Source organism: Bradyrhizobium sp. 23 (assembly GCF_023073295.1).
GTDB classification, from domain to species: Bacteria; Pseudomonadota; Alphaproteobacteria; order Rhizobiales; family Xanthobacteraceae; genus Bradyrhizobium; species Bradyrhizobium canariense_D.
Map to the genome: position 1 here is coordinate 146,526 of NZ_JADPJF010000032.1, position 17,231 is coordinate 163,756.

The window sequence follows — 17,231 nt, forward strand, 5'->3', positions numbered from 1 at the left end:
GACGGCCCCCATATGGGCGGCCTCGGCGACGCGCGAGAGGCGCATCTCCTCCAGCTCCTGGTTGATCCTGACGGCGGTCTTGTAAGCCCAGCGGACCACGGCAAGCCCGCCCAGGACGCCCGCGAATGCGACGAACGGCGGCATCGGTCGTTCCTTGTTCACAATGCTCAGCCCCCACGCGCATTCTTGCGCAGACCGGGCCGCGCCGCAATTGGCACGGCTTCAAGTCTCCTTGGGGCCAAATGGCGCGGAGGGGCTCCGTCTAAAACCCGAATTTCGCCCAGATCGCGCGCGTCTCGACCGCCGAGATCAGGTCGTCCGGCAGGCTGGCCATTGATTCCATGGCGGAAAGCTGCCCCGCGCCGGGCGATTTCCGGCCCAAAAGGCCGGAGAGCAGACCGGTCGGCTGGGCAATCACGGGGGTGAGAACCTTCTCGCCATAGCGGGCACGAAGAGTTGAGCGGAGATCGCCGATGCTGTCGGCGAGCCCCAGCGCGATCGAACTCTCGCCGGCCCAGTATTCGCCCGTGAACAGGGTGTCGTCGGAGCCCTTCAACCGCGCGCCGCGGCTCTCCTTCACCAGCGCGATGAAGATCTGGTGGATCTCGCGCTGGAGCGCCTTGAGCTTGGCGACGTCGTCGGGGTTTTCAGGGAGAAACGGATCGAGCATCGCCTTGTGCGCGCCGGCGGTGTAGAGGCGCCGCTCGATGCCGAGCCGCTTGATCGCCTCCTGGAAACCAAAACTGCCGCCGACCACGCCGATCGAGCCGAGGATCGAGGACGGATCGCAGATGATCTCGTCGCCGGCGCACGCGATCATGTAGCCGCCGGAGGCCGCGACGTCCTCGACGAACACCAGCACCGGCAGCTTCTTCTCCGCCGCGAGCTGCTTGATGCGCAGGTAGATCTGGCGCGACTGCACCGGCGAGCCGCCGGGCGAATTGATCACCAGCGCCACCGCCTTGGCGTTGCGCGTCGAAAACGCCCGCTCCAGAACCCGCGAAACCGTCGCGAGCGTCATGCCCGGGCGCAGCGGCGTCACTGCGCCGATCACACCGGACAGCCGCACCACCGGCACCACGGCCGTGCCGGGACGGAAGCGCGCCGGCAGATATTGCATGAGCTTGTCGGCCAGGCCGGAACTCTCAGGATCGTTCAATTTTTCGGCCATGCCGTTACCTCTGATTAACCGTTTCTTATCACGCGACTGTCATTGGAAGGGCCCGGAACGTGTTTTGCAGAAACGCCGTTGAGAGGCTGCAATGGGCCAGCGGAGAACACCATGAAAATCTATCTGCTGATGCTGCTGATCGGTGCGCTGTTCATGGCGATCCGCCTGACGACTCCGCAAGAGCAGCAGTCGGAATCGCTTCCGCGATAGCTCAGCACGGTTCCACCAGGGGTAGAACCGCCCTTCCCTCCAGAATATCCATCACCTCTATTTTGGGCACGCGTGACTCCTCGTTGAGCATGAGGCCCGGCAACAATCGTACCGGTGCCCTCCCGCCCTTGATTGCGCGCACCAGCACGCGGATCGCGGGCCGCCCGGCTTCACCGTGAACCGGCAGAATCGCGAGACTGCCGAAGCCGCGAGACAGCGCCGCCAAAACCTCCGCGATCCCATCTGCGCGCCAGATCAATGTCAGCGCGCCATGCGATCGGAGGATGCGCCGCGCCGCATGCACCCAGGCATTCAGCGTCTGATCCGTCGCCACATGCGCGATCTGGCGCGCCTGATCGGGCGAACCGCGATGGCGAGCGGGATCGTTGAAGGGCGGGTTCATCAGCACGACGTCGACGCTGTCGGGCGCGAGCCCGCTGGCTGCGAAGGCCTGCGCGTCCGCGGTGACGTCGAGCACGATCGTCTCGGCGGCAATCGCATTCGCGGCCGCATTGGCGCGCGCAAGCTCCGCCAGCTCCGGATCGATCTCGAGCAGGCCGAGCCTGATCCCGGCGACGCGCCGAGCCAACGCAAGGCCCGCCGTGCCGATGCCGGCGCCGAGATCGACGACACGGTCGCCCGCCCTCGCCTCCGTCGCCGCCGCGAGCAGAATGGCGTCGTGCCCGGCGCGATGGCCAGACCGCTTCTGCTTCAGCCGCAATTGCCCGCCGAGAAAGGCGTCCTCGGTGAGGTCTGTCAGGGCTTCACTCATCGCCGCGCAGTTCGTGGCTGAGGCCGGCCTCGGTCAGAAGCTGCCGGGCCTCGATGGCGTCGTCCTCGTGGACCAGGATCCGCCGCGGCAAAATGCCGAGCGAGCCCTCAATGATGCTCATGTTCTGGTCCAGCACCAGATGATGGATGTTGGCGCCGTCGAGCAGCGCGCCGATCGCCGACACCAGCACCATATCGTTGGTCCGAACCAGTTCTCGCAAAACACAGCCTCCTGCCTGACGGGGATTAAGCGCCAAATGTCAATGGTTCCACGGCCCTTGCCGCATCCCCGTCCAGTTTCTATTGTCTTTCCATCAGAATAGCCCTTCCGGGGCAAATATTGGAGACCGGCGTGGCCGTCATCGTACCTTTCGAAACCCCCGGCGCGTCGATCGAAGAGCTGGTTGCCCTTGTCGCCGGTGACATGGAGCGCGTCAACGCCACGATCCTGTCGCGGACCGGTTCGGACGTGACCATGATCCCGGAGGTCGCCAACCATTTGATCTCCTCCGGGGGCAAGCGCCTGCGTCCGATGCTGACGTTGGCCATGGCCAACCTCGCCGGCTACACCGGCGACGGCCATATCAAACTCGCCGCCAGCGTCGAGTTCATGCATACCGCCACGCTGCTCCATGACGACGTCGTCGACGAGAGCGAGATGCGCCGCGGCAAGCTGTCGGCGCGCATGCTCTGGGGCAATGAGGCGAGCGTGCTGGTCGGCGACTTCCTGCTCGGCCAGGCCTTCCGCATGATGGTCGAGGTCGGCTCGCTCCGCGCGCTCGACATTCTCTCCGCGGCCGCCGCCACCATCGCCGAGGGCGAGGTGATGCAGCTTGCCGCCGCCAAGAACACCGCGACCACCGAAGACGAATATCTCGCCGTAATCCGCGGCAAGACCGCCGAGCTGTTCGCGGCCGCCTGCGAGGTCGGGCCCGTGATCGCCAACCGCCCGAAGGCGGAGCAGACCGCCTGCCGCTCGGTCGGCATGAATCTCGGCATCGCCTTCCAGCTCGTCGACGACGTGCTCGACTATGGCGGCAAGAGCGCCAAGCTCGGCAAGAACACCGGCGACGATTTCCGCGAGGGCAAGATCACGCTGCCCGTCGTGCTCGCCTTCCGCCGCGGCAACGACACCGAGCGCGCCTTCTGGATCCGCGCGCTGGAGCGCGGTGAGATCGGCGACACCGACCTCGACCACGCCATCGGGTTGATGAACAAGCATCGCGCGCTCGAAGACACGCGCAGCCGCGCCCAGCACTACGGCGCCATGGCCGTGGACGCGCTGGCGCTGTTCCCGTCCTCGCCGATGAAGAGCGCGCTGGAGCAGGTCGTGGCGTTCTGCCTGGCTCGGTCGCATTAGCTACCTGCATCCTTAGCGCTTGCTGGTAGCCACACCCTCAGTGTCGTCCCGGCGAAGGCCGGGACCCATTACCTCGGTCAGCGTTGTCTTAGCGCCTGTAGCAACCATCGTGCACCACAACAACAGTCGTGGCTATTGGGTCCCGGCCTTCGCCGGGACGACATCGTTGAGATACGCGCCACCACCGCATTAACAGCGTCATTGCGAGCGCAGCGAAGCAATCCAGAATCTTCCCGCAAAGGGACTCTAGATTGTTTCGCTTCGCTCGCAATGACGAGCTAGGTGTGCGAGGGCCGCCTTCCAACTTGCATTCAAATCCTGTGCGCCATCTTGCGGCACACCTCCGTCGGAGTGTTCTAACGGTTCGCCTACTAACTTGCATTTTGCAAGCTACTCACCTACCTTCCCCTCATGCAGCCCAAATCCCCCTCCATTCAGGAATGTCCGGTCGGCCGCGCCGTGGAGACGGTCGGCGAATGGTGGAGCATTTTGATCCTGCGGGATGCATTCCAGGGCGCAACGAGGTTCGACGAATTTTCGCAAAGCCTCGGGATCGCGCCGAACATCCTGTCGCGGCGGTTGGCCCATCTCACCGAAAGCGGCATGTTCGTCCGCCGCCGCTACAATGAACGGCCGCCGCGCTACGAATATGTGCTGACGGACAAGGCCCGGGACTTCTTCCCCGTGGTCGCAACCCTGCTCGCTTGGGGCAACAAGCATCTCGCACCGATGGGCGAAGCGATCCTGCTCGCGAACCGGCACGATTGTCGTCCGTTCAATCCGGTCGTGGTCGATGCCGCCGACATGCAGCCGATCACGCTCACCAATGCGGTCGTCGTCGCAGGCCCCCGCGCCAGCCGTGTAATGCGTAAACGGCTGACCTCGCTCAAAGCCATGAACCCGGCCGTCGCGCCGGCTGGAGACTGACATGCGTCGTATCGTCGTGACGGGAATGGGCGCGGTGTCGCCGCTTGGCTGCGGTGTCGAACTTTCGTGGCGCCGGCTGCTGGCCGGCCAAAGCGGGCTGCGCCCGCTGCCGGAATGGTCGCAGGCGCTGCCCGCACGTATTGCCGGCCTCGTGCCCGACAAGGCCGATGACGCGGAGGGCGGCTTCGATCCCGCGCAGGCCGCCGCGCCGAAAGACCAGCGCAAGATGGACCGCTTCATCCTGTTCGCGCTGCTCGCCACCGCGGAAGCGGTTGCGCAGGCCGGTTGGACGCCGCAGGACGCGGCGGCGCAGGAACGAACTGCGACGATCATCGCCTCCGGCGTCGGCGGTTTTCCGGCAATGGCGGAGGCGGTGCGCATCACCGAACAGCGCGGCCCGCGCCGGCTGTCGCCGTTCACGATCCCCTCCTTCCTCGCCAATCTCGCCGCCGGCCACGTCTCGATCAAATACGGCTACAAGGGAGCGCTGGGCACACCGGTCACGGCCTGCGCTGCCGGCGTTCAGGCGATCGGCGATGCCGCGCGCATGATCCGCGCGGGCGAGACTGATGTGGCGATCTGCGGCGGCGCGGAAGCCTGCATCGACATCGTCAGCCTCGGCGGCTTTGCGGCGGCCCGCGCACTGTCGAGCGGATTCAATGACGCCCGCGCCTCGCGCCCGTTCGATCGCGACCGCGACGGTTTTGTCATGGGCGAAGGCGCCGGCATCCTGGTGATCGAGGAGCTGGAGCATGCATTGGCGCGCGGCGCGAGGCCGATCGCGGAGATCGTCGGATACGGTACGACCGCGGACGCCTATCACATGACATCGGGTCCGCCTGACGGCGACGGCGCCCGGCGCGCCATGGAGATCGCGCTCCGGCAGGCCAAGCTTGCGCCCGCGGATTTACAGCACCTGAACGCGCATGCGACGTCGACGCCGGCCGGCGACGAGAGCGAGCTTGGCGCCATCGCCGCGCTATTCGGCCGCCACCGCGGCATCGCGGTGAGCGCGACCAAATCGGCCACCGGGCATCTGCTCGGCGCCGCCGGTGGCCTCGAAGCGGTCTTCACCGCGCTCGCCCTGCGCGACCAGATCGCGCCGCCGACGCTCAATCTCGAAAACCCTGATCCCGCCGCTGACGGCATCGACATCGTCGCCGGTGTGGCGCGACCGATGCCGATGCAGCACGCGATCTCGAACGGGTTCGGCTTCGGCGGGGTGAATGCCAGCGTGATCTTCCGCCGGATGGGCTGAACGACGGGCCTTAGTCGACGGGCCTTGCAATCGCGGCAAGCATCGCTACCAAAGCAGGATGATCAACACGAATTTCTGGCTGTTCCTGGCCGCCGCTTGTCTCATCGCCGCCGTTCCCGGCCCCGGCATTTTCTACGTCGCGGCACGGACCCTATCGGAAGGGCGCGGCAGCGGTTTTGCATCGACCGCGGGCACCGCACTCGGCGGGCTGGTTCATGTGGTCGCGGGCAGCTTCGGCATCTCCGCGATCATTCTTGCCAGCGCCGAGCTGTTTGCCGCCGTGAAATTCGTCGGCGCACTTTATCTCGTCTGGCTCGGCATCAGGACTTTTCGCAGCGCCAGCCGCGCGCCGTCATTCGACAGCAAGCCCGTCGGCGACAAGCGCGCCTTTCGCGACGGCGTGCTGGTCGAGGCGCTGAACCCGAAGACCGCCGCCTTCTTCCTCGCCTTCATTCCGCAGTTCCTTGACCCGGCGGGATCGAACCCGACACTGCAATTCATCACGTTGGGCGCGCTCTCGGTGACGCTGAACACGCTCGCCGATATCGTGGTGGTGCTGATGGCCTCCGCGACACGTACGCAGTTGATCGGACGCCCGCATTTGATGCGACGTCTCACCCAGGGCTCCGGCGTCTTCATCGCAGGGCTCGGCCTGTCGCTCGCACTGGCGCGGCGGCCCGTGAATGGATAGCGCCACCATGCCCGCCCCGCAAAGCCGCATTTACGAGTCTCACGGCCTGCGGCTGCACTATGCCGACTGGGGCAACGACGGCGCGCCGGTCGCCATCCTGGTTCACGGCGGCCGCGATCACTGCCGGAGCTGGGACGTCATCGCCCGGTCGCTGCAGCCGCATTTTCACGTGCTCGCACCGGACCTGCGCGGTCACGGCGATTCCGACTGGACCAGGGGCGGCAGCTACGCGCTGACGGAGTATGTGTACGATCTGGCCCAGCTCGTCCGTGCCATCGCGGCGCCTCAAGTCACTCTCATCGGCCATTCTATGGGCGGCATGGTCAGCCTGATCTTTACAGGGGCATTCCCCGAACAGGTCTCGAAGCTGGTCGTGCTCGACGGCGTGACGATGTTGCCGGATACACCAAAACCGCCGGTGCATGAGCGGATCGGCAAGTGGATCGGTCAGCTCGACAAGTTGCACGACCGCGCACCGCGCCGCTATTCGACCCTCGAAGACGCGGCGGCGCAGATGGTCCTTCACAACAAGCGGCTGTCTCGCGAGCTCGCGCTGCACCTCGCCACCCACGGCGCGCGGCAGAACGAGGACGGCACCTATAGCTGGAAGTTCGATCCCTACCAGCGCGCCTCTGCGCCGCACCGGCTCTGGCCGGACGATCACATCGCGCTGTGGTCGCGCATCACCTGTCCGACGCTGCTCTTGAATGCCGGCGAAAGCTTTCTGGCTGGCGCGAGGGCCGCGGGGCTGGAGCGCTACTTTCCGCAGGCGCGCGTCGAGACCATTGCAGGGGCCGGACACTGGCTGCAGCATGACAAGCCGCAGGAGGTGTTGGGTGAGATCCGGCGGTTTCTCGGGCTTGGCGAGGACGCTGCGGGCTAGCTCCGCAACATCCGCGTCATTGCAGATCTAGCTCAGCGTTCCCGAGTGCACCCACCAGCCGGAATGATCCCTGCGGATATTCTCGGCGGCGGCATGCGCCTCGGCAGATGCGCCATAGATCGCAAAGCACGTCGCCCCCGAGCCGGACATGCGGGCGAGCTTGACGCCGGCGGAGCCACGCAAGGCTTCCAGCACGTCGCCAATCACCGGCTTGATGCGCATCGCAGGCGCTTCGAGATCATTGGCGACGGTCTCGAGAGTATCGATCCAGTCGGCGATGGAGGCGCCCTCGCCTGGCCAGGCCGGGCCGTCGAAGACGGACGTGGCGCCGACCAGGAGTTCGCCGTTGCGCAGGCCCAGCTCCTGGAACACGTCCTTTGTCGCGACCGGCACGCGTGGATTGACCATCACGCAGGGCATGCTCGGCAGCATCAAGGGCAGCAGCTGCTCGCCGACACCGGTCATGTCGCAGGCGCGCGAGAACAGACACACCGGCACGTCGGCGCCGGTCGCAAGCGCAACCTTCTGGAGGCGGGCGTCGTCGAGCGACAGATCGTTGAGGCGCGCCAGCAACCGCAGCGCCGCCGCGGCGTCGGCCGAGCCGCCGCCGATGCCGGCGGCGACCGGGAGCACCTTGTCGAGCGCGAAGGCGCCCAGCTTCAGGTTCGGGACGGCTTCGGCCAGGAGCTTGGCCGCCTTGAACACGAGGTTGTCGGCCATATTGCCGCAGGCCGCGGCGAGCGGCCCCGTCGTGGTGAGCTTCAGCTCGCCGCCGGGCTCCAGCGTGAGCCGGTCGGCGCAGTCGGCAAAGGCGACCACGCTTTCGAGATCATGATAGCCGTCGGCACGACGGCCCACCACGCGAAGGCTCAGATTGACCTTCGCGCGCCCTTCTTCAATCAACGCCGGCATTGACGACACGCCCCCAACTTCAACTCACTCAGCCGCCCTTGCCGTCGTCCTTCTTCTTCTCCTTCTCCGCCTGCGCAGCCGAGGAGTTCGAATTGTCGTCGGTCATACCGTTTGCAATCTTGGCCTCGATCTTCGGAAGCTCATCCGCTTCGGGCTTGAGATCGCGGGCGTGGGCCCACTGGAACTTGGCTTCCAGCGTGCGGCCGACGCGCCAATAGGCGTCGCCAAGGTGATCGTTGATAGTGGGATCCTCGGGCTTGAGATCAATGGCGCGCTCGAGGTTCTTCACCGCGTCCTCGTAATTGCCGATGCGGTAATAGGCCCAGCCAAGGGAGTCGACGATGTAGCCGTCATCCGGGCGCTGCTCGACTGCCCGCTTGATCATCTTCATGCCTTCGTCGAGATTGATGCCCTGGTCGATCCAGGAATAGCCGAGATAGTTGAGGACGTGCGGCTGGTCGGGTTGCAGCTCGAGCGCCTTCTTCATGTCGGCTTCGGCCTTGCCCCACTGCTTGGAGCGCTCCTCGCAGATGCCGCGATAATAATACCAGACGCTGTTGGCCTTATCGTTGCCGGCCGGCAGCACGTCGACGCCTTGCGAATAGGTCGCGCCGCATTCGCCGAACTTCTTGCGGCCGCGCTCGATGTTGCCGAGCGCCATGATGGCTTCGAGATCCTTGGGATCCTCAGTGGTGACGCCCTTGAGGATCTTGATCGCCTCGTCGGTGCGGTCGGCGGAATCCAGATCGATGGCGAGCTGGATTTGGGCGTTGCGCTTGAGTGGAGAGGACGACGGCACCCGCTCGTAGACCTTGATCGCCATCTGCGGCCGCTTCACCGATTCATAGAGATCGGCGAGCGAGAGCAGCGCCAGGGGATGGGTGGGCTGCAGGTAGAGCGAGAGCTGGAGGTAGACCAGCGCCAGATCCTCGCCGCCGCGGCGGGTCAGTGTGGCGCCGATGCCGTAGAGTGCTTCTGCGGCGCCGGCTTGCGCGCTATCGACCAGCGGCGGCATCTTCTTGCCGGCCTTGGTGTCGCGCAACCCTTCCACGATCAGCGGATGGCGGGCGAGCTTCTTGTCGAAAGCCTGGTAGACCGTGGTCGCGGCGGCCGAGTCCTTGTTGCGAGATAGCCAGCGCGCATAGGCCTCGGTGACACGCAACATGGAATCGTCGAGCTTGTAGGCACGCTCGAACCGGGTGCCAGCGTCTTTCTCCTTGCCGGCGAGTTCGAGGATCATGCCGGCATGGAGATCCTTGAACAGCGGATACCATTCAGGACCGGCCAGCTTGTCGATGGTGGCGACGCCGCCCTTGGCATCCCCCGCACCATAGGCGGCCCAGCCCGACAGCAGCGTGGCGACGAGATCGGTGATCGGACCGCGGATCGACTGGTTGATGTTGGTCTGCGCGGTCGCGTACTTCTTGAACTTGAGATCGTGCACGCCAACGACGAGCCGTGCAACGCGGTTGGTCTTGTCGATGGTCAGGATGCGCTCGGCGAGCTTGACAGCCTCGTCGATGTCACCGTCGGCGACCGAGGAGATGAAGGCGCGATCGAGCAGCTCGTTGTTCTTGGGGTCGGTGCGCAGGGCCGAGCGATAGAATGCGGCGGCGGAGGCCGCGTCGCGCTCGACGCTGGCGTGGCGGGCGGCGAGATAGCTGCCGGAGGTGGTCAGCGCCTTCAGATCGTTTCGGGTCGGAAACTGCGCCGCCGTGTCGGACGGATGGTCCGGCGTCTGCGCCCGGACCGCGCCGGGGACCGTCGCCATCGCTGAGCCCATGAGGGCAATGGCGGCAACAGTCCAACGGTTGAAACGATTTGAAAGCATCGGGGCTCGCCTTGAGTTGGTAGTGCCTGGGTTTGCAGAAGGCCGTATCGCAAGCGAACGCGGCCGGTGGCATGGGGACCCGGAACCGTCAGGCCGACAATGCCGCTTTTGGCGCTTCACCGCAAGGATTCGGGCCGGGCGATCCCCTCCGCACGGCACAAATCGGCCAAGTGACCCGTCAAGAGCGCCCCAAGACGCCGCCAGTATGGCCTTATCGTGACCACGGGGACCGCGGCCGGGTTCTCACGCGAACGTGCGTCACAGGGCGAAGATCACGCAACTCTGGTCACATTGGCCTCGGTCACATGGATCGTGACTTGCTGACCCCAGCCTACATGGCCTCGTAGTTCGGACCGCCGCCGCCCTCCGGGGGAACCCAGGTGATGTTGCCGTTGGGGTCCTTCACGTCGCAGGTTTTGCAGTGAACGCAGTTCTGGGCATTGATCTGGAAGCGCGGGCCCGAACCTTCCTCGATCCACTCATAGACGCCGGCCGGGCAATAGCGATTCGAGGGACCGGCAAACACGTCGTGCTCGGAGGTCTTCTGGAGGTTCATGTCCGTGACCTTGAGATGGACCGGCTGGTCCTCCTCATGATTGGTATTGGACAGGAACACCGACGAGAGCTTGTCGAAGGAAATCTTGCCGTCCGGCTTCGGGTAGGTTCTCGGCGCGTGGGTCTTGGCCGGATCGAGCGTCGCGCGATCGGGCTTCGCGTGCGACTGGGTGCCAAATAGCGAGCCGCCGAACAGCGTGTTGCACCACATGTCGAAGATGCCGAGCCCGGCGCCGATGAAGGTGCCGAACTTCGACAACAACGGCTTGGCATTGCGGACAGGATAGAGGTCCTTACCGACGACGGAATCGCGCCAACCGTTCTCGTATTCGACCAGCTCATCATTGGCGCGGCCCGCAGCGAGAGCCACGTTAACATGTTCGGCCGCGAGCATGCCGGTGCCCATGGCATTGTGCACGCCCTTGATCCGGGGCACGTTGACGAAGCCGGCCGCGCAGCCGATTAGCGCACCGCCCGGGAAGCTCAGCCGCGGCACCGACTGGTACCCGCCTTCGGTGATGGCGCGCGCGCCGTAAGCCAGCCGCTTGCCGCCTTCAAGCGTCGCGCGGACGGCCGGATGGTTCTTGACGCGCTGGAATTCGTCGAATGGCGACAAATAGGGGTCGTTGTAGTTGAGATGAACGACGAAACCGATCGACACCAGGTTCTCGTCATAATGGTAGAAGAACAGGCCGCCGCCGGTGTTGTTGTTCAAGGGCCAGCCAACCGCGTGCTGCACGAGGCCCTTCTGATGCTTGGCCGGATCGATCTGCCAGACTTCCTTGAGCCCGATGCCAAATTTCGGCGGCTCACTTTTGGTGTCGAGCGCGTATTTCGAGATCAGCTGCTTGGTCAGGCTGCCGCGCGCACCTTCGGCGAACAGCGTGTACTTGCCGAGCAATTCCATGCCACGGGTAAAGGAGTCCTTCGGCTTGCCGTCCCGGCCGATCCCCATGTCGCCGGTGGCGATGCCGCGCACCGCGCCATTGTCGTCATAGAGCACTTCGGCCGCGGCAAAACCGGGATAGATCTCGACGCCTAGCGCTTCCGCTTTGCGCGCCAGCCAGCGGCAGACATTGCCGAGCGAGCCGATATAGCAGTGATGATTGTCCATCAGCGGCGGCATGATGAAGTTCGGCAGCTTGATCGCGCTGGTCTCGGTGAACCAGAAGAAGCGGTCGTCCTTGACCTGCGTCTTGAGCGGACAATCGGAATCCTCGCGCCAGTCCGGGATCAGCTTGTCGAGCCCGGCCGGATCGATCACGGCGCCGGAGAGAATATGCGCACCGACCTCGGAGCCCTTCTCCACCACCACGACATTGAGATCGGCATTGATCTGCTTCAGCCGGATCGCCGCAGCCAGGCCCGAGGGACCGGCGCCGACGATGACGACGTCGAATTCCATGGATTCGCGCGGGGGAAGTTCTTCGGTGCTCATCTGATCTCAGCCCTTGAGACGGTCCTTGGTCGATTGCGCCCTCTTGTTTCCGATTTTTCCGGGTAGGACAACCTCGGAAATGCGTTTCGCCGGGGTGCAAGGCGCTCCAAACTGGACTAATAGTCAGACTTTCCGATGATCCCAGAACCCGCACCCACGGTCCGAGAGCTGCTCGCCTTCTATCTGGAGGCCGGAGTCGATTGCACGCTCGCGGAGGAACCGATCGACCGCCTGGCGGAATTGGATGTTCCACCTCCGGCCCCGCGCGCGCCACCTCCAGTCGAGGCCCCACGGCCGGTCGCCGCGCCCGCGGTGATGCGCGGCGAGGCGGCACCTGCGCCCGACATCGCGATCGCCTCGGCGCGCGAGGCCGCACGCACCGCGCCAAGCTTGGAGGCGCTGCGCGAGCTGATGCAGAGCTTTGACGGCTGCGCGCTGAAGCACACGGCGACACGTTTGGTTTTCGCCGACGGCAATCCGCAGGCACGCATCATGTTCGTCGGCGAGGCACCGGGCCGCGACGAGGACATCGAGGGGCTGCCCTTCGTCGGGCGCAGCGGCAAGCTGCTCGATTTGATGATAGGAGCCATAGGCCTCAACCGCACCACGGCCTACATCGCCAACGTGATTCCCTGGCGGCCGCCCGGCAACCGCACGCCGACGCCGCAGGAGACGCAAATCTGCCTGCCGTTCATCCAGCGCCAGATCGAGCTGGTGAATCCGGATGTGCTGGTGACACTCGGCAATCCCTCGACGCAGACGCTGCTGTCGACCCGCGAAGGCATCATGCGTACCCGCGGCCGCTGGTTCGACTACGAGACGGGCGGGCGCACCATTCGCGCGCTGCCGACCTTCCATCCCGCCTATCTGTTGCGCTCGCCGTCGTACAAGCGGCTGGCCTGGCAGGATCTGCGCGCGATCGCGAAGGTGCTGGCGGAGGCGTGAGGGGCCGTACAGCCTTTCGCCGTCATTGCGAGCGCAGCGAAGCAATCCAGAATCTTTCCGCGGAGGGGCTGTGGATTGCTTCGTCGCAAGGGCTCCTCGCAATGACGACCGAAAGAGCGAGCAACTAAGTCCCCTTCGGCCGCACGATGGCCCAGCCGATGCGCAGGAGTTGCTGGCGTCCGGTCACCAGCCATTCGAAGGCGCGCGGGACTTCCGGCACGATGCCGGGAAAGCGCGCGAGGATGTCCGGCGGCGGCGTGCCGGCGGTATCGGAAGCGCGCCAGACCACGACGCCGCCGGTCTCGCTGAATTTGGCCTGATTGATCCAGGGTGTACGCGCGGGCTCGGCATCGATGAAGAGATGCGGCCGGCCGGAATGCAGCGTGATCAAGCTCGCAAGCTGGGTCTCGCCGGCGACCGCGCGCAGGCGATGATTGGTGCGGCGGGCAAAGCTCTCGTCGAAGAAGTCCGAAATCGCGCGGGCCGGCATCGAGGTCGCGATCTCGTTGGCACCGGTCCACGGCAGCAGCAGGACGGCGAGCACGACGCCGATTGCGGGCGCCACGACGGCAGCCGCCCAGACCATCCGCAGCATCCTCGCGCGGCGCATCGCGATGAGATCGCCGGCCCCCACGACCACGGCAAGCCCCGACGACACCAGCACGACGCCGGCGCCGCCGACGACGGCGTCGAGGCCCAGCAGGCCGGAGATCAGCACCGCGCCGAGCGCCGGCGCCAGCGCGAAGAAATAGACGAAATTACGTGCGAGCGGCTCGACCGGCGGGCGGTAGATGATCGGCGCCTCCTCGCTCTTGGGCACGAACAGGCCGGTGTTGAGGACGGTCAGCGCCGGGATCGCCGCCGCACCGAGCAGGAGCCCCCCGAGCAGCCAGGCCGCGTGCAGCGCGCGGGCATTGAGCTGGGCGACCGCAGGCAAGGCCGGCAGGACGAGCGCCTCGGCGCGCATCAGCCAGACGGCATAGGGCAATGCCAGCACGGCGACGACCACCAGCGCAAACAGCGGGTCGAAGGCACGCAACGTGCGGCGGCCGTCCGCGGTTGCGAGCGCGAAGACGACGATCAGCAGCAGCAGGAAGATCGCAGCCGGCGTCGTCAGCAGCAAGAGGCCGGCCTCGATCGACCAGGCAAACCAGGCGTTGCCGCGGCGCTGTCCGATGATCTGCCAGGAATGCAGCAGCAGCAGCGCCCAGAGCGGTCGCGCCAGCACCAGAGGGCCGAAGTCGAGTGTGGGCGAGGAGAAGGCCAGCAGCGTCATGGTCAGCAGCACGGCCAGCACTGCCTGCTGGGGACCGACCACCGCGCGGGACAGATGATAGAGCGTGATCAAAGTCGCGATCCCGCAGAGCTCGGCCAGCACGTAGACACCGAACAGGTGGCCGCCGGCAGCGCGATAGGCGATGTCGGCGAGCCAGACCGGCAAGGGCGGCCCGAGATCGGTGCCGACCTGGTATTCGCGGCCGAAGGCCAGCAGGGTCGCGAGACTGCCGGGCGGGCTGCGATAAAACACGAGCGCCACGAACAGCCACATCGCGGCCTGGAGCAGCACGGCGATCCAGACGATCAGCCGCGGCCGCGCGCGAATGAGCTCGATGACCAGGGAGGTAAACCGCATGCAACGTCCGAAAGATGCAGCCAACCCGTGAAGCCGGCCCTATTCGCTCACGACTGTTTTGATAAAGGGCGTGACGCGTCGTGGCAACTGAGTCTCGTCTAGAGATTTGCCGACGCGTCGACTTCCAGGCTCGTGTCCACCTGCAACTCGATCTCGGTCACCGCAAACAGATCCTGCGCCGGCTCGACCGTCCAGGGCATGTGCTTGGCGCGTGCGGCGGCGACGGGGGCGAAGAAGCTGCGGTGGTGGACGGTGGGACCGAGGCGGTTGAGCGCGTCGAGGTGCTCGGGCACGGCGTAGCCCTTATGCTGCTCGAAACCGTAGCCGGGACAGTCCTGCGCCAACGCGCACATCAGGCGGTCCCGCGTTACCTTGGCGATGATCGAGGCCGCTGCGATCGACAGGACGATGCCGTCGCCGCCGATCACGGCTTCGCAATCGCATTCCGTGTCGAGCCGGTCGCGGCCGTCGACGAAGACGTGCCGCGGCTGCTGGGGCAGCGCCACCACGGCGCGCTTCAGCGCCCACAGCGAGGCGCGCAGGATGTTGTCGCGGTCGATGCGGGAGCGCGAGGCGACGGCCACCGAGACCTGGGCGGTCGCGCAGATCTTGCCGAACAGCCTTTCGCGCTCCTCGGCCGTCAGGCGCTTGGAATCGTCGATGCCGCGCGGGATGCGGTCGGGATCGAGAATCACCGCCGCCGCCACCACCGGACCGGCCAGTGGCCCCCGGCCCGCCTCATCGCAGCCCGCTACCGGCCAAACGCCGCGCTTGATCAGCGCGCGCTCACGGCGGAAGCTTGGGGCAACGATGATGGCGCTCTTTGTGCCGGCCAGCGCCTTGGCGATTTTTTTGGGCGCAGCTTTCTTGTTCTCAGGCGCAGCCTTCTCGTTCTTAGGCGCAGCCTTTTTGGGCGCGCCTTTGGCCGGCTTCTTGGCGGATTGATCCCGAATCATGGCCGGGATCGTGCGCAAGCGGCATGGCCTGCGCAATCGGGAACCTCGAACAATTCCCGTTATTCAAGCCAGCCGCCCTATTCCGCCAGATGCACCCGCCGGTCCTCGCCGACGTCGATGCCGGGCGCGACCACGACCTCCCAGGGATGGCCGTCAGGATCGGCGAAATAGCCGGAATAGCCGCCGTAGTCGGTCTCATGTGCTGCCTTCAGCAACGCGGCTCCCTTGCTGACGGCGAAGACCAGCACCGCATCCACCTCCTCACGCGCGCGGCAATTCCAGGCGAGCGTCATGCCGCGGAACGTCGATGGCCTCGGATGATCAGGCAATTTGGCGTCGACCGCGAGTTGATCCCAGGGAAACAACGCGAGCACCGGACCGCCGGTGTCATAGAACGCAACGGTCTCGCCGGTTACCTTGAGCCGGCGCGAGAAACCGAGCGCGTCGTAAAAGGCAATGCTGGCGCGGATGTCGTTCACGCCCAGCGTGATGACGGTCAGCCGCGGGATAGGAGCTGGCGGTTCCTTACTCATAGACGCCTCTCTCACTTCGTCCCTCAGAACAGGCTGAGCTGATCGCCGTTCCGCTTCGGCTTGGCAAAATGATCCGTCGTCAGCTTGGCGCGCCGTTTGTTCAGCCCGAGCCTGTCGCAAGCGATCTCGAAGCGGCGGCCGATGGTCCAGGCCATCGGGCCGGTGCCCTTCATGCGCTCGCCCCATTTCGCATCGTAGTCACGGCCGCCGCGCATGTCGCGGATCAGCGTGAAGACGTGGCGATACCGGTCCGGATAGTTCGCCATCAGCCATTCCCGAAAGAGATCGCGCACCTCGAGCGGCAACCGCAGCAACACGTAGGAGGCCTCCTTGACGCCGGCATGGGCGGCGGCATCCAGGATGCGCTCGATCTCGGAATCGTTCAGCGCGGGGATCACGGGCGCGACCATGACGGTGGTCGGAATGCCAGCCTCGGAAAGCTGCTTCAGTGCCTCCAGCCGCTTCGGCGGCGTGGACGCCCGCGGCTCCATGGTGCGCGCTAGTTTCGGATCGAGCGAGGTCACGGAGATCCCGACCTTGGCGAGGTTGCGTTTGGCCATTCGCGCGAGAATGTCGATGTCGCGCACGACCAGCGCCGACTTGGTGACGATCCCGACGGGATGGCCGGCGCGCTCCAGCACCTCCAGAATGCCGCGCATGATTTTGCGCTCGCGCTCGATCGGCTGATAGGGATCGGTGTTGGTGCCGATCGCGATCATCCGCGGCTCGTAGCCCGGCGCCGCAAGCTCCTTCTCGAGCAACGCCGGCGCCTCGGGCTTCACGAACAGCTTCGACTCAAAGTCGAGCCCCGGCGACAGGCCGAGATAGGCATGCGTCGGCCGCGCGAAGCAATAGACGCAGCCGTGCTCGCAACCGCGGTAGGGATTGATCGAACGATCGAAGCCGATGTCGGGAGATTCGTTGCGGGTGATCACCTTGCGCGAGGTGTCGATCCCGACCGTGGTCTTGAACGGGGGCAGTTCTTCAAGGCTCTGCCAGCCATCGTCGAATGCGACGCGCGCCTCGGCCTCAAACCGGCCGCTGGCGTTGGACTGCGCGCCCCGGCCTCGCCTGCGCTGGCGGTCGATGGCGACCGCCAGCTCAGGGAAGTCAGAAGGCGCACCCGCCGGCTCGGAGGGCGCCGTGACCGGCGGGTG

At 65.7% G+C, this 17,231-nt stretch carries 16 protein-coding genes; 6 read left to right on the forward strand and 10 right to left on the reverse strand.

Features of this window, described 5'->3' with window-relative positions; genetic code table 11:
- Positions 1–262 precede the first annotated feature (262 nt).
- The 3 genes from IVB32_RS04935 to IVB32_RS04945 all read right to left on the reverse strand — a co-directional run bounded on the left by IVB32_RS04935 (position 263) and on the right by IVB32_RS04945 (position 2,373).
- Positions 263–1,171, reverse strand: coding sequence for a S49 family peptidase (locus IVB32_RS04935; RefSeq protein WP_247372701.1), 909 nt, complete (start codon positions 1,169–1,171; stop codon positions 263–265).
- Positions 1,172–1,382: 211 nt separating this feature from the next.
- The gene (locus IVB32_RS04940) at positions 1,383–2,153 is read right to left on the reverse strand and encodes a methyltransferase (protein WP_247372698.1); all 771 of its coding nucleotides are present in this window, start codon (positions 2,151–2,153) and stop codon (positions 1,383–1,385) included.
- Entirely contained in the window at positions 2,146–2,373 is a 228-nt protein-coding gene (locus IVB32_RS04945) for a DUF2007 domain-containing protein (protein WP_007607161.1), read from the reverse strand. Before IVB32_RS04945 ends, IVB32_RS04940 begins: the two co-directional genes overlap by 8 nt.
- 131 nt (positions 2,374–2,504) lie before the next feature.
- Between IVB32_RS04945 and IVB32_RS04950 the strand changes: the two genes are divergently transcribed.
- From IVB32_RS04950 to IVB32_RS04970, 5 genes are all read left to right on the forward strand, one after another.
- On the forward strand, positions 2,505–3,512 hold the full coding sequence (locus IVB32_RS04950) for a polyprenyl synthetase family protein (RefSeq protein WP_007594965.1): 1,008 nt from the start codon (positions 2,505–2,507) through the stop codon (positions 3,510–3,512).
- 411 nt (positions 3,513–3,923) lie between these two features.
- Entirely contained in the window at positions 3,924–4,439 is a 516-nt protein-coding gene (locus IVB32_RS04955) for a helix-turn-helix domain-containing protein (RefSeq protein WP_018454901.1), read from the forward strand.
- 1 nt (position 4,440) lies between these two features.
- Positions 4,441–5,697 carry a beta-ketoacyl-ACP synthase II gene (gene fabF, locus IVB32_RS04960; RefSeq protein ID WP_247372696.1) on the forward strand — a complete coding sequence of 419 codons (1,257 nt, stop codon included), beginning with the start codon at positions 4,441–4,443 and terminating at the stop codon, positions 5,695–5,697.
- Between the two features lie 58 nt (positions 5,698–5,755).
- Positions 5,756–6,388 carry a LysE family translocator gene (locus IVB32_RS04965; protein WP_018454903.1) on the forward strand — a complete coding sequence of 211 codons (633 nt, stop codon included), beginning with the start codon at positions 5,756–5,758 and terminating at the stop codon, positions 6,386–6,388.
- Positions 6,389–6,395: 7 nt separating this feature from the next.
- Complete coding sequence (locus IVB32_RS04970; RefSeq protein ID WP_247299542.1) at positions 6,396–7,271, forward strand: alpha/beta hydrolase; 876 nt, start codon at positions 6,396–6,398, stop codon at positions 7,269–7,271.
- Between the two features lie 27 nt (positions 7,272–7,298).
- Here IVB32_RS04970 and IVB32_RS04975 read toward each other — a convergent pair whose 3' ends face one another.
- From IVB32_RS04975 to IVB32_RS04985, 3 genes are all read right to left on the reverse strand, one after another.
- A complete protein-coding gene (locus IVB32_RS04975; protein WP_018454905.1) occupies positions 7,299–8,183 on the reverse strand; it encodes a 4-(cytidine 5'-diphospho)-2-C-methyl-D-erythritol kinase in 885 nt (294 codons plus the stop codon).
- A 28-nt stretch (positions 8,184–8,211) separates the two neighbouring features.
- The gene (locus IVB32_RS04980) at positions 8,212–10,014 is read right to left on the reverse strand and encodes a tetratricopeptide repeat protein (RefSeq protein WP_026232840.1); all 1,803 of its coding nucleotides are present in this window, start codon (positions 10,012–10,014) and stop codon (positions 8,212–8,214) included.
- A 331-nt stretch (positions 10,015–10,345) separates the two neighbouring features.
- The gene (locus IVB32_RS04985; RefSeq protein WP_018454907.1) at positions 10,346–12,007 is read right to left on the reverse strand and encodes an electron transfer flavoprotein-ubiquinone oxidoreductase; all 1,662 of its coding nucleotides are present in this window, start codon (positions 12,005–12,007) and stop codon (positions 10,346–10,348) included.
- 135 nt (positions 12,008–12,142) lie between these two features.
- Between IVB32_RS04985 and IVB32_RS04990 the strand changes: the two genes are divergently transcribed.
- Positions 12,143–12,952, forward strand: coding sequence for a uracil-DNA glycosylase (locus IVB32_RS04990; protein WP_247372693.1), 810 nt, complete (start codon positions 12,143–12,145; stop codon positions 12,950–12,952).
- A 124-nt stretch (positions 12,953–13,076) separates the two neighbouring features.
- On the opposite strand, the gene IVB32_RS04995 is transcribed toward IVB32_RS04990, so the two are convergent.
- From IVB32_RS04995 to IVB32_RS05010, 4 genes are all read right to left on the reverse strand, one after another.
- Entirely contained in the window at positions 13,077–14,585 is a 1,509-nt protein-coding gene (locus tag IVB32_RS04995; protein WP_247391673.1) for a glycosyltransferase family 39 protein, read from the reverse strand.
- A 98-nt stretch (positions 14,586–14,683) separates the two neighbouring features.
- Positions 14,684–15,541 carry a ribonuclease HII gene (locus IVB32_RS05000; protein ID WP_247372689.1) on the reverse strand — a complete coding sequence of 286 codons (858 nt, stop codon included), beginning with the start codon at positions 15,539–15,541 and terminating at the stop codon, positions 14,684–14,686.
- Between the two features lie 77 nt (positions 15,542–15,618).
- The gene (locus IVB32_RS05005) at positions 15,619–16,074 is read right to left on the reverse strand and encodes a VOC family protein (RefSeq protein WP_018454911.1); all 456 of its coding nucleotides are present in this window, start codon (positions 16,072–16,074) and stop codon (positions 15,619–15,621) included.
- Between the two features lie 23 nt (positions 16,075–16,097).
- Positions 16,098–17,231 (reverse strand): PA0069 family radical SAM protein (locus IVB32_RS05010; protein WP_247409933.1); only part of this gene is annotated, 1,134 nt, incomplete at its 5' end.

Excerpts from the sequence above, each read along its gene's own strand:
- IVB32_RS05000 (WP_247372689.1), bottom strand. The coding sequence starts at position 15,541 with ATGATTCGGGATCAATCCGCCAAGAAGCCGGCCAAAGGCGCGCCCAAA.
- IVB32_RS04970 (WP_247299542.1), top strand. The coding sequence starts at position 6,396 with ATGCCCGCCCCGCAAAGCCGCATTTACGAGTCTCACGGCCTGCGGCTG.
- IVB32_RS04935 (WP_247372701.1), bottom strand. The coding sequence starts at position 1,171 with ATGGCCGAAAAATTGAACGATCCTGAGAGTTCCGGCCTGGCCGACAAG.
- IVB32_RS04965 (WP_018454903.1), top strand. The coding sequence starts at position 5,756 with ATGATCAACACGAATTTCTGGCTGTTCCTGGCCGCCGCTTGTCTCATC.
- fabF (WP_247372696.1), top strand. The coding sequence starts at position 4,441 with ATGCGTCGTATCGTCGTGACGGGAATGGGCGCGGTGTCGCCGCTTGGC.
- IVB32_RS04975 (WP_018454905.1), bottom strand. The coding sequence starts at position 8,183 with ATGCCGGCGTTGATTGAAGAAGGGCGCGCGAAGGTCAATCTGAGCCTT.
- IVB32_RS04995 (WP_247391673.1), bottom strand. The coding sequence starts at position 14,585 with ATGCGGTTTACCTCCCTGGTCATCGAGCTCATTCGCGCGCGGCCGCGG.
- IVB32_RS05005 (WP_018454911.1), bottom strand. The coding sequence starts at position 16,074 with ATGAGTAAGGAACCGCCAGCTCCTATCCCGCGGCTGACCGTCATCACG.
- IVB32_RS04940 (WP_247372698.1), bottom strand. The coding sequence starts at position 2,153 with ATGAGTGAAGCCCTGACAGACCTCACCGAGGACGCCTTTCTCGGCGGG.
- IVB32_RS04990 (WP_247372693.1), top strand. The coding sequence starts at position 12,143 with ATGATCCCAGAACCCGCACCCACGGTCCGAGAGCTGCTCGCCTTCTAT.
- IVB32_RS04955 (WP_018454901.1), top strand. The coding sequence starts at position 3,924 with ATGCAGCCCAAATCCCCCTCCATTCAGGAATGTCCGGTCGGCCGCGCC.
- IVB32_RS04980 (WP_026232840.1), bottom strand. The coding sequence starts at position 10,014 with ATGCTTTCAAATCGTTTCAACCGTTGGACTGTTGCCGCCATTGCCCTC.
- IVB32_RS04985 (WP_018454907.1), bottom strand. The coding sequence starts at position 12,007 with ATGAGCACCGAAGAACTTCCCCCGCGCGAATCCATGGAATTCGACGTC.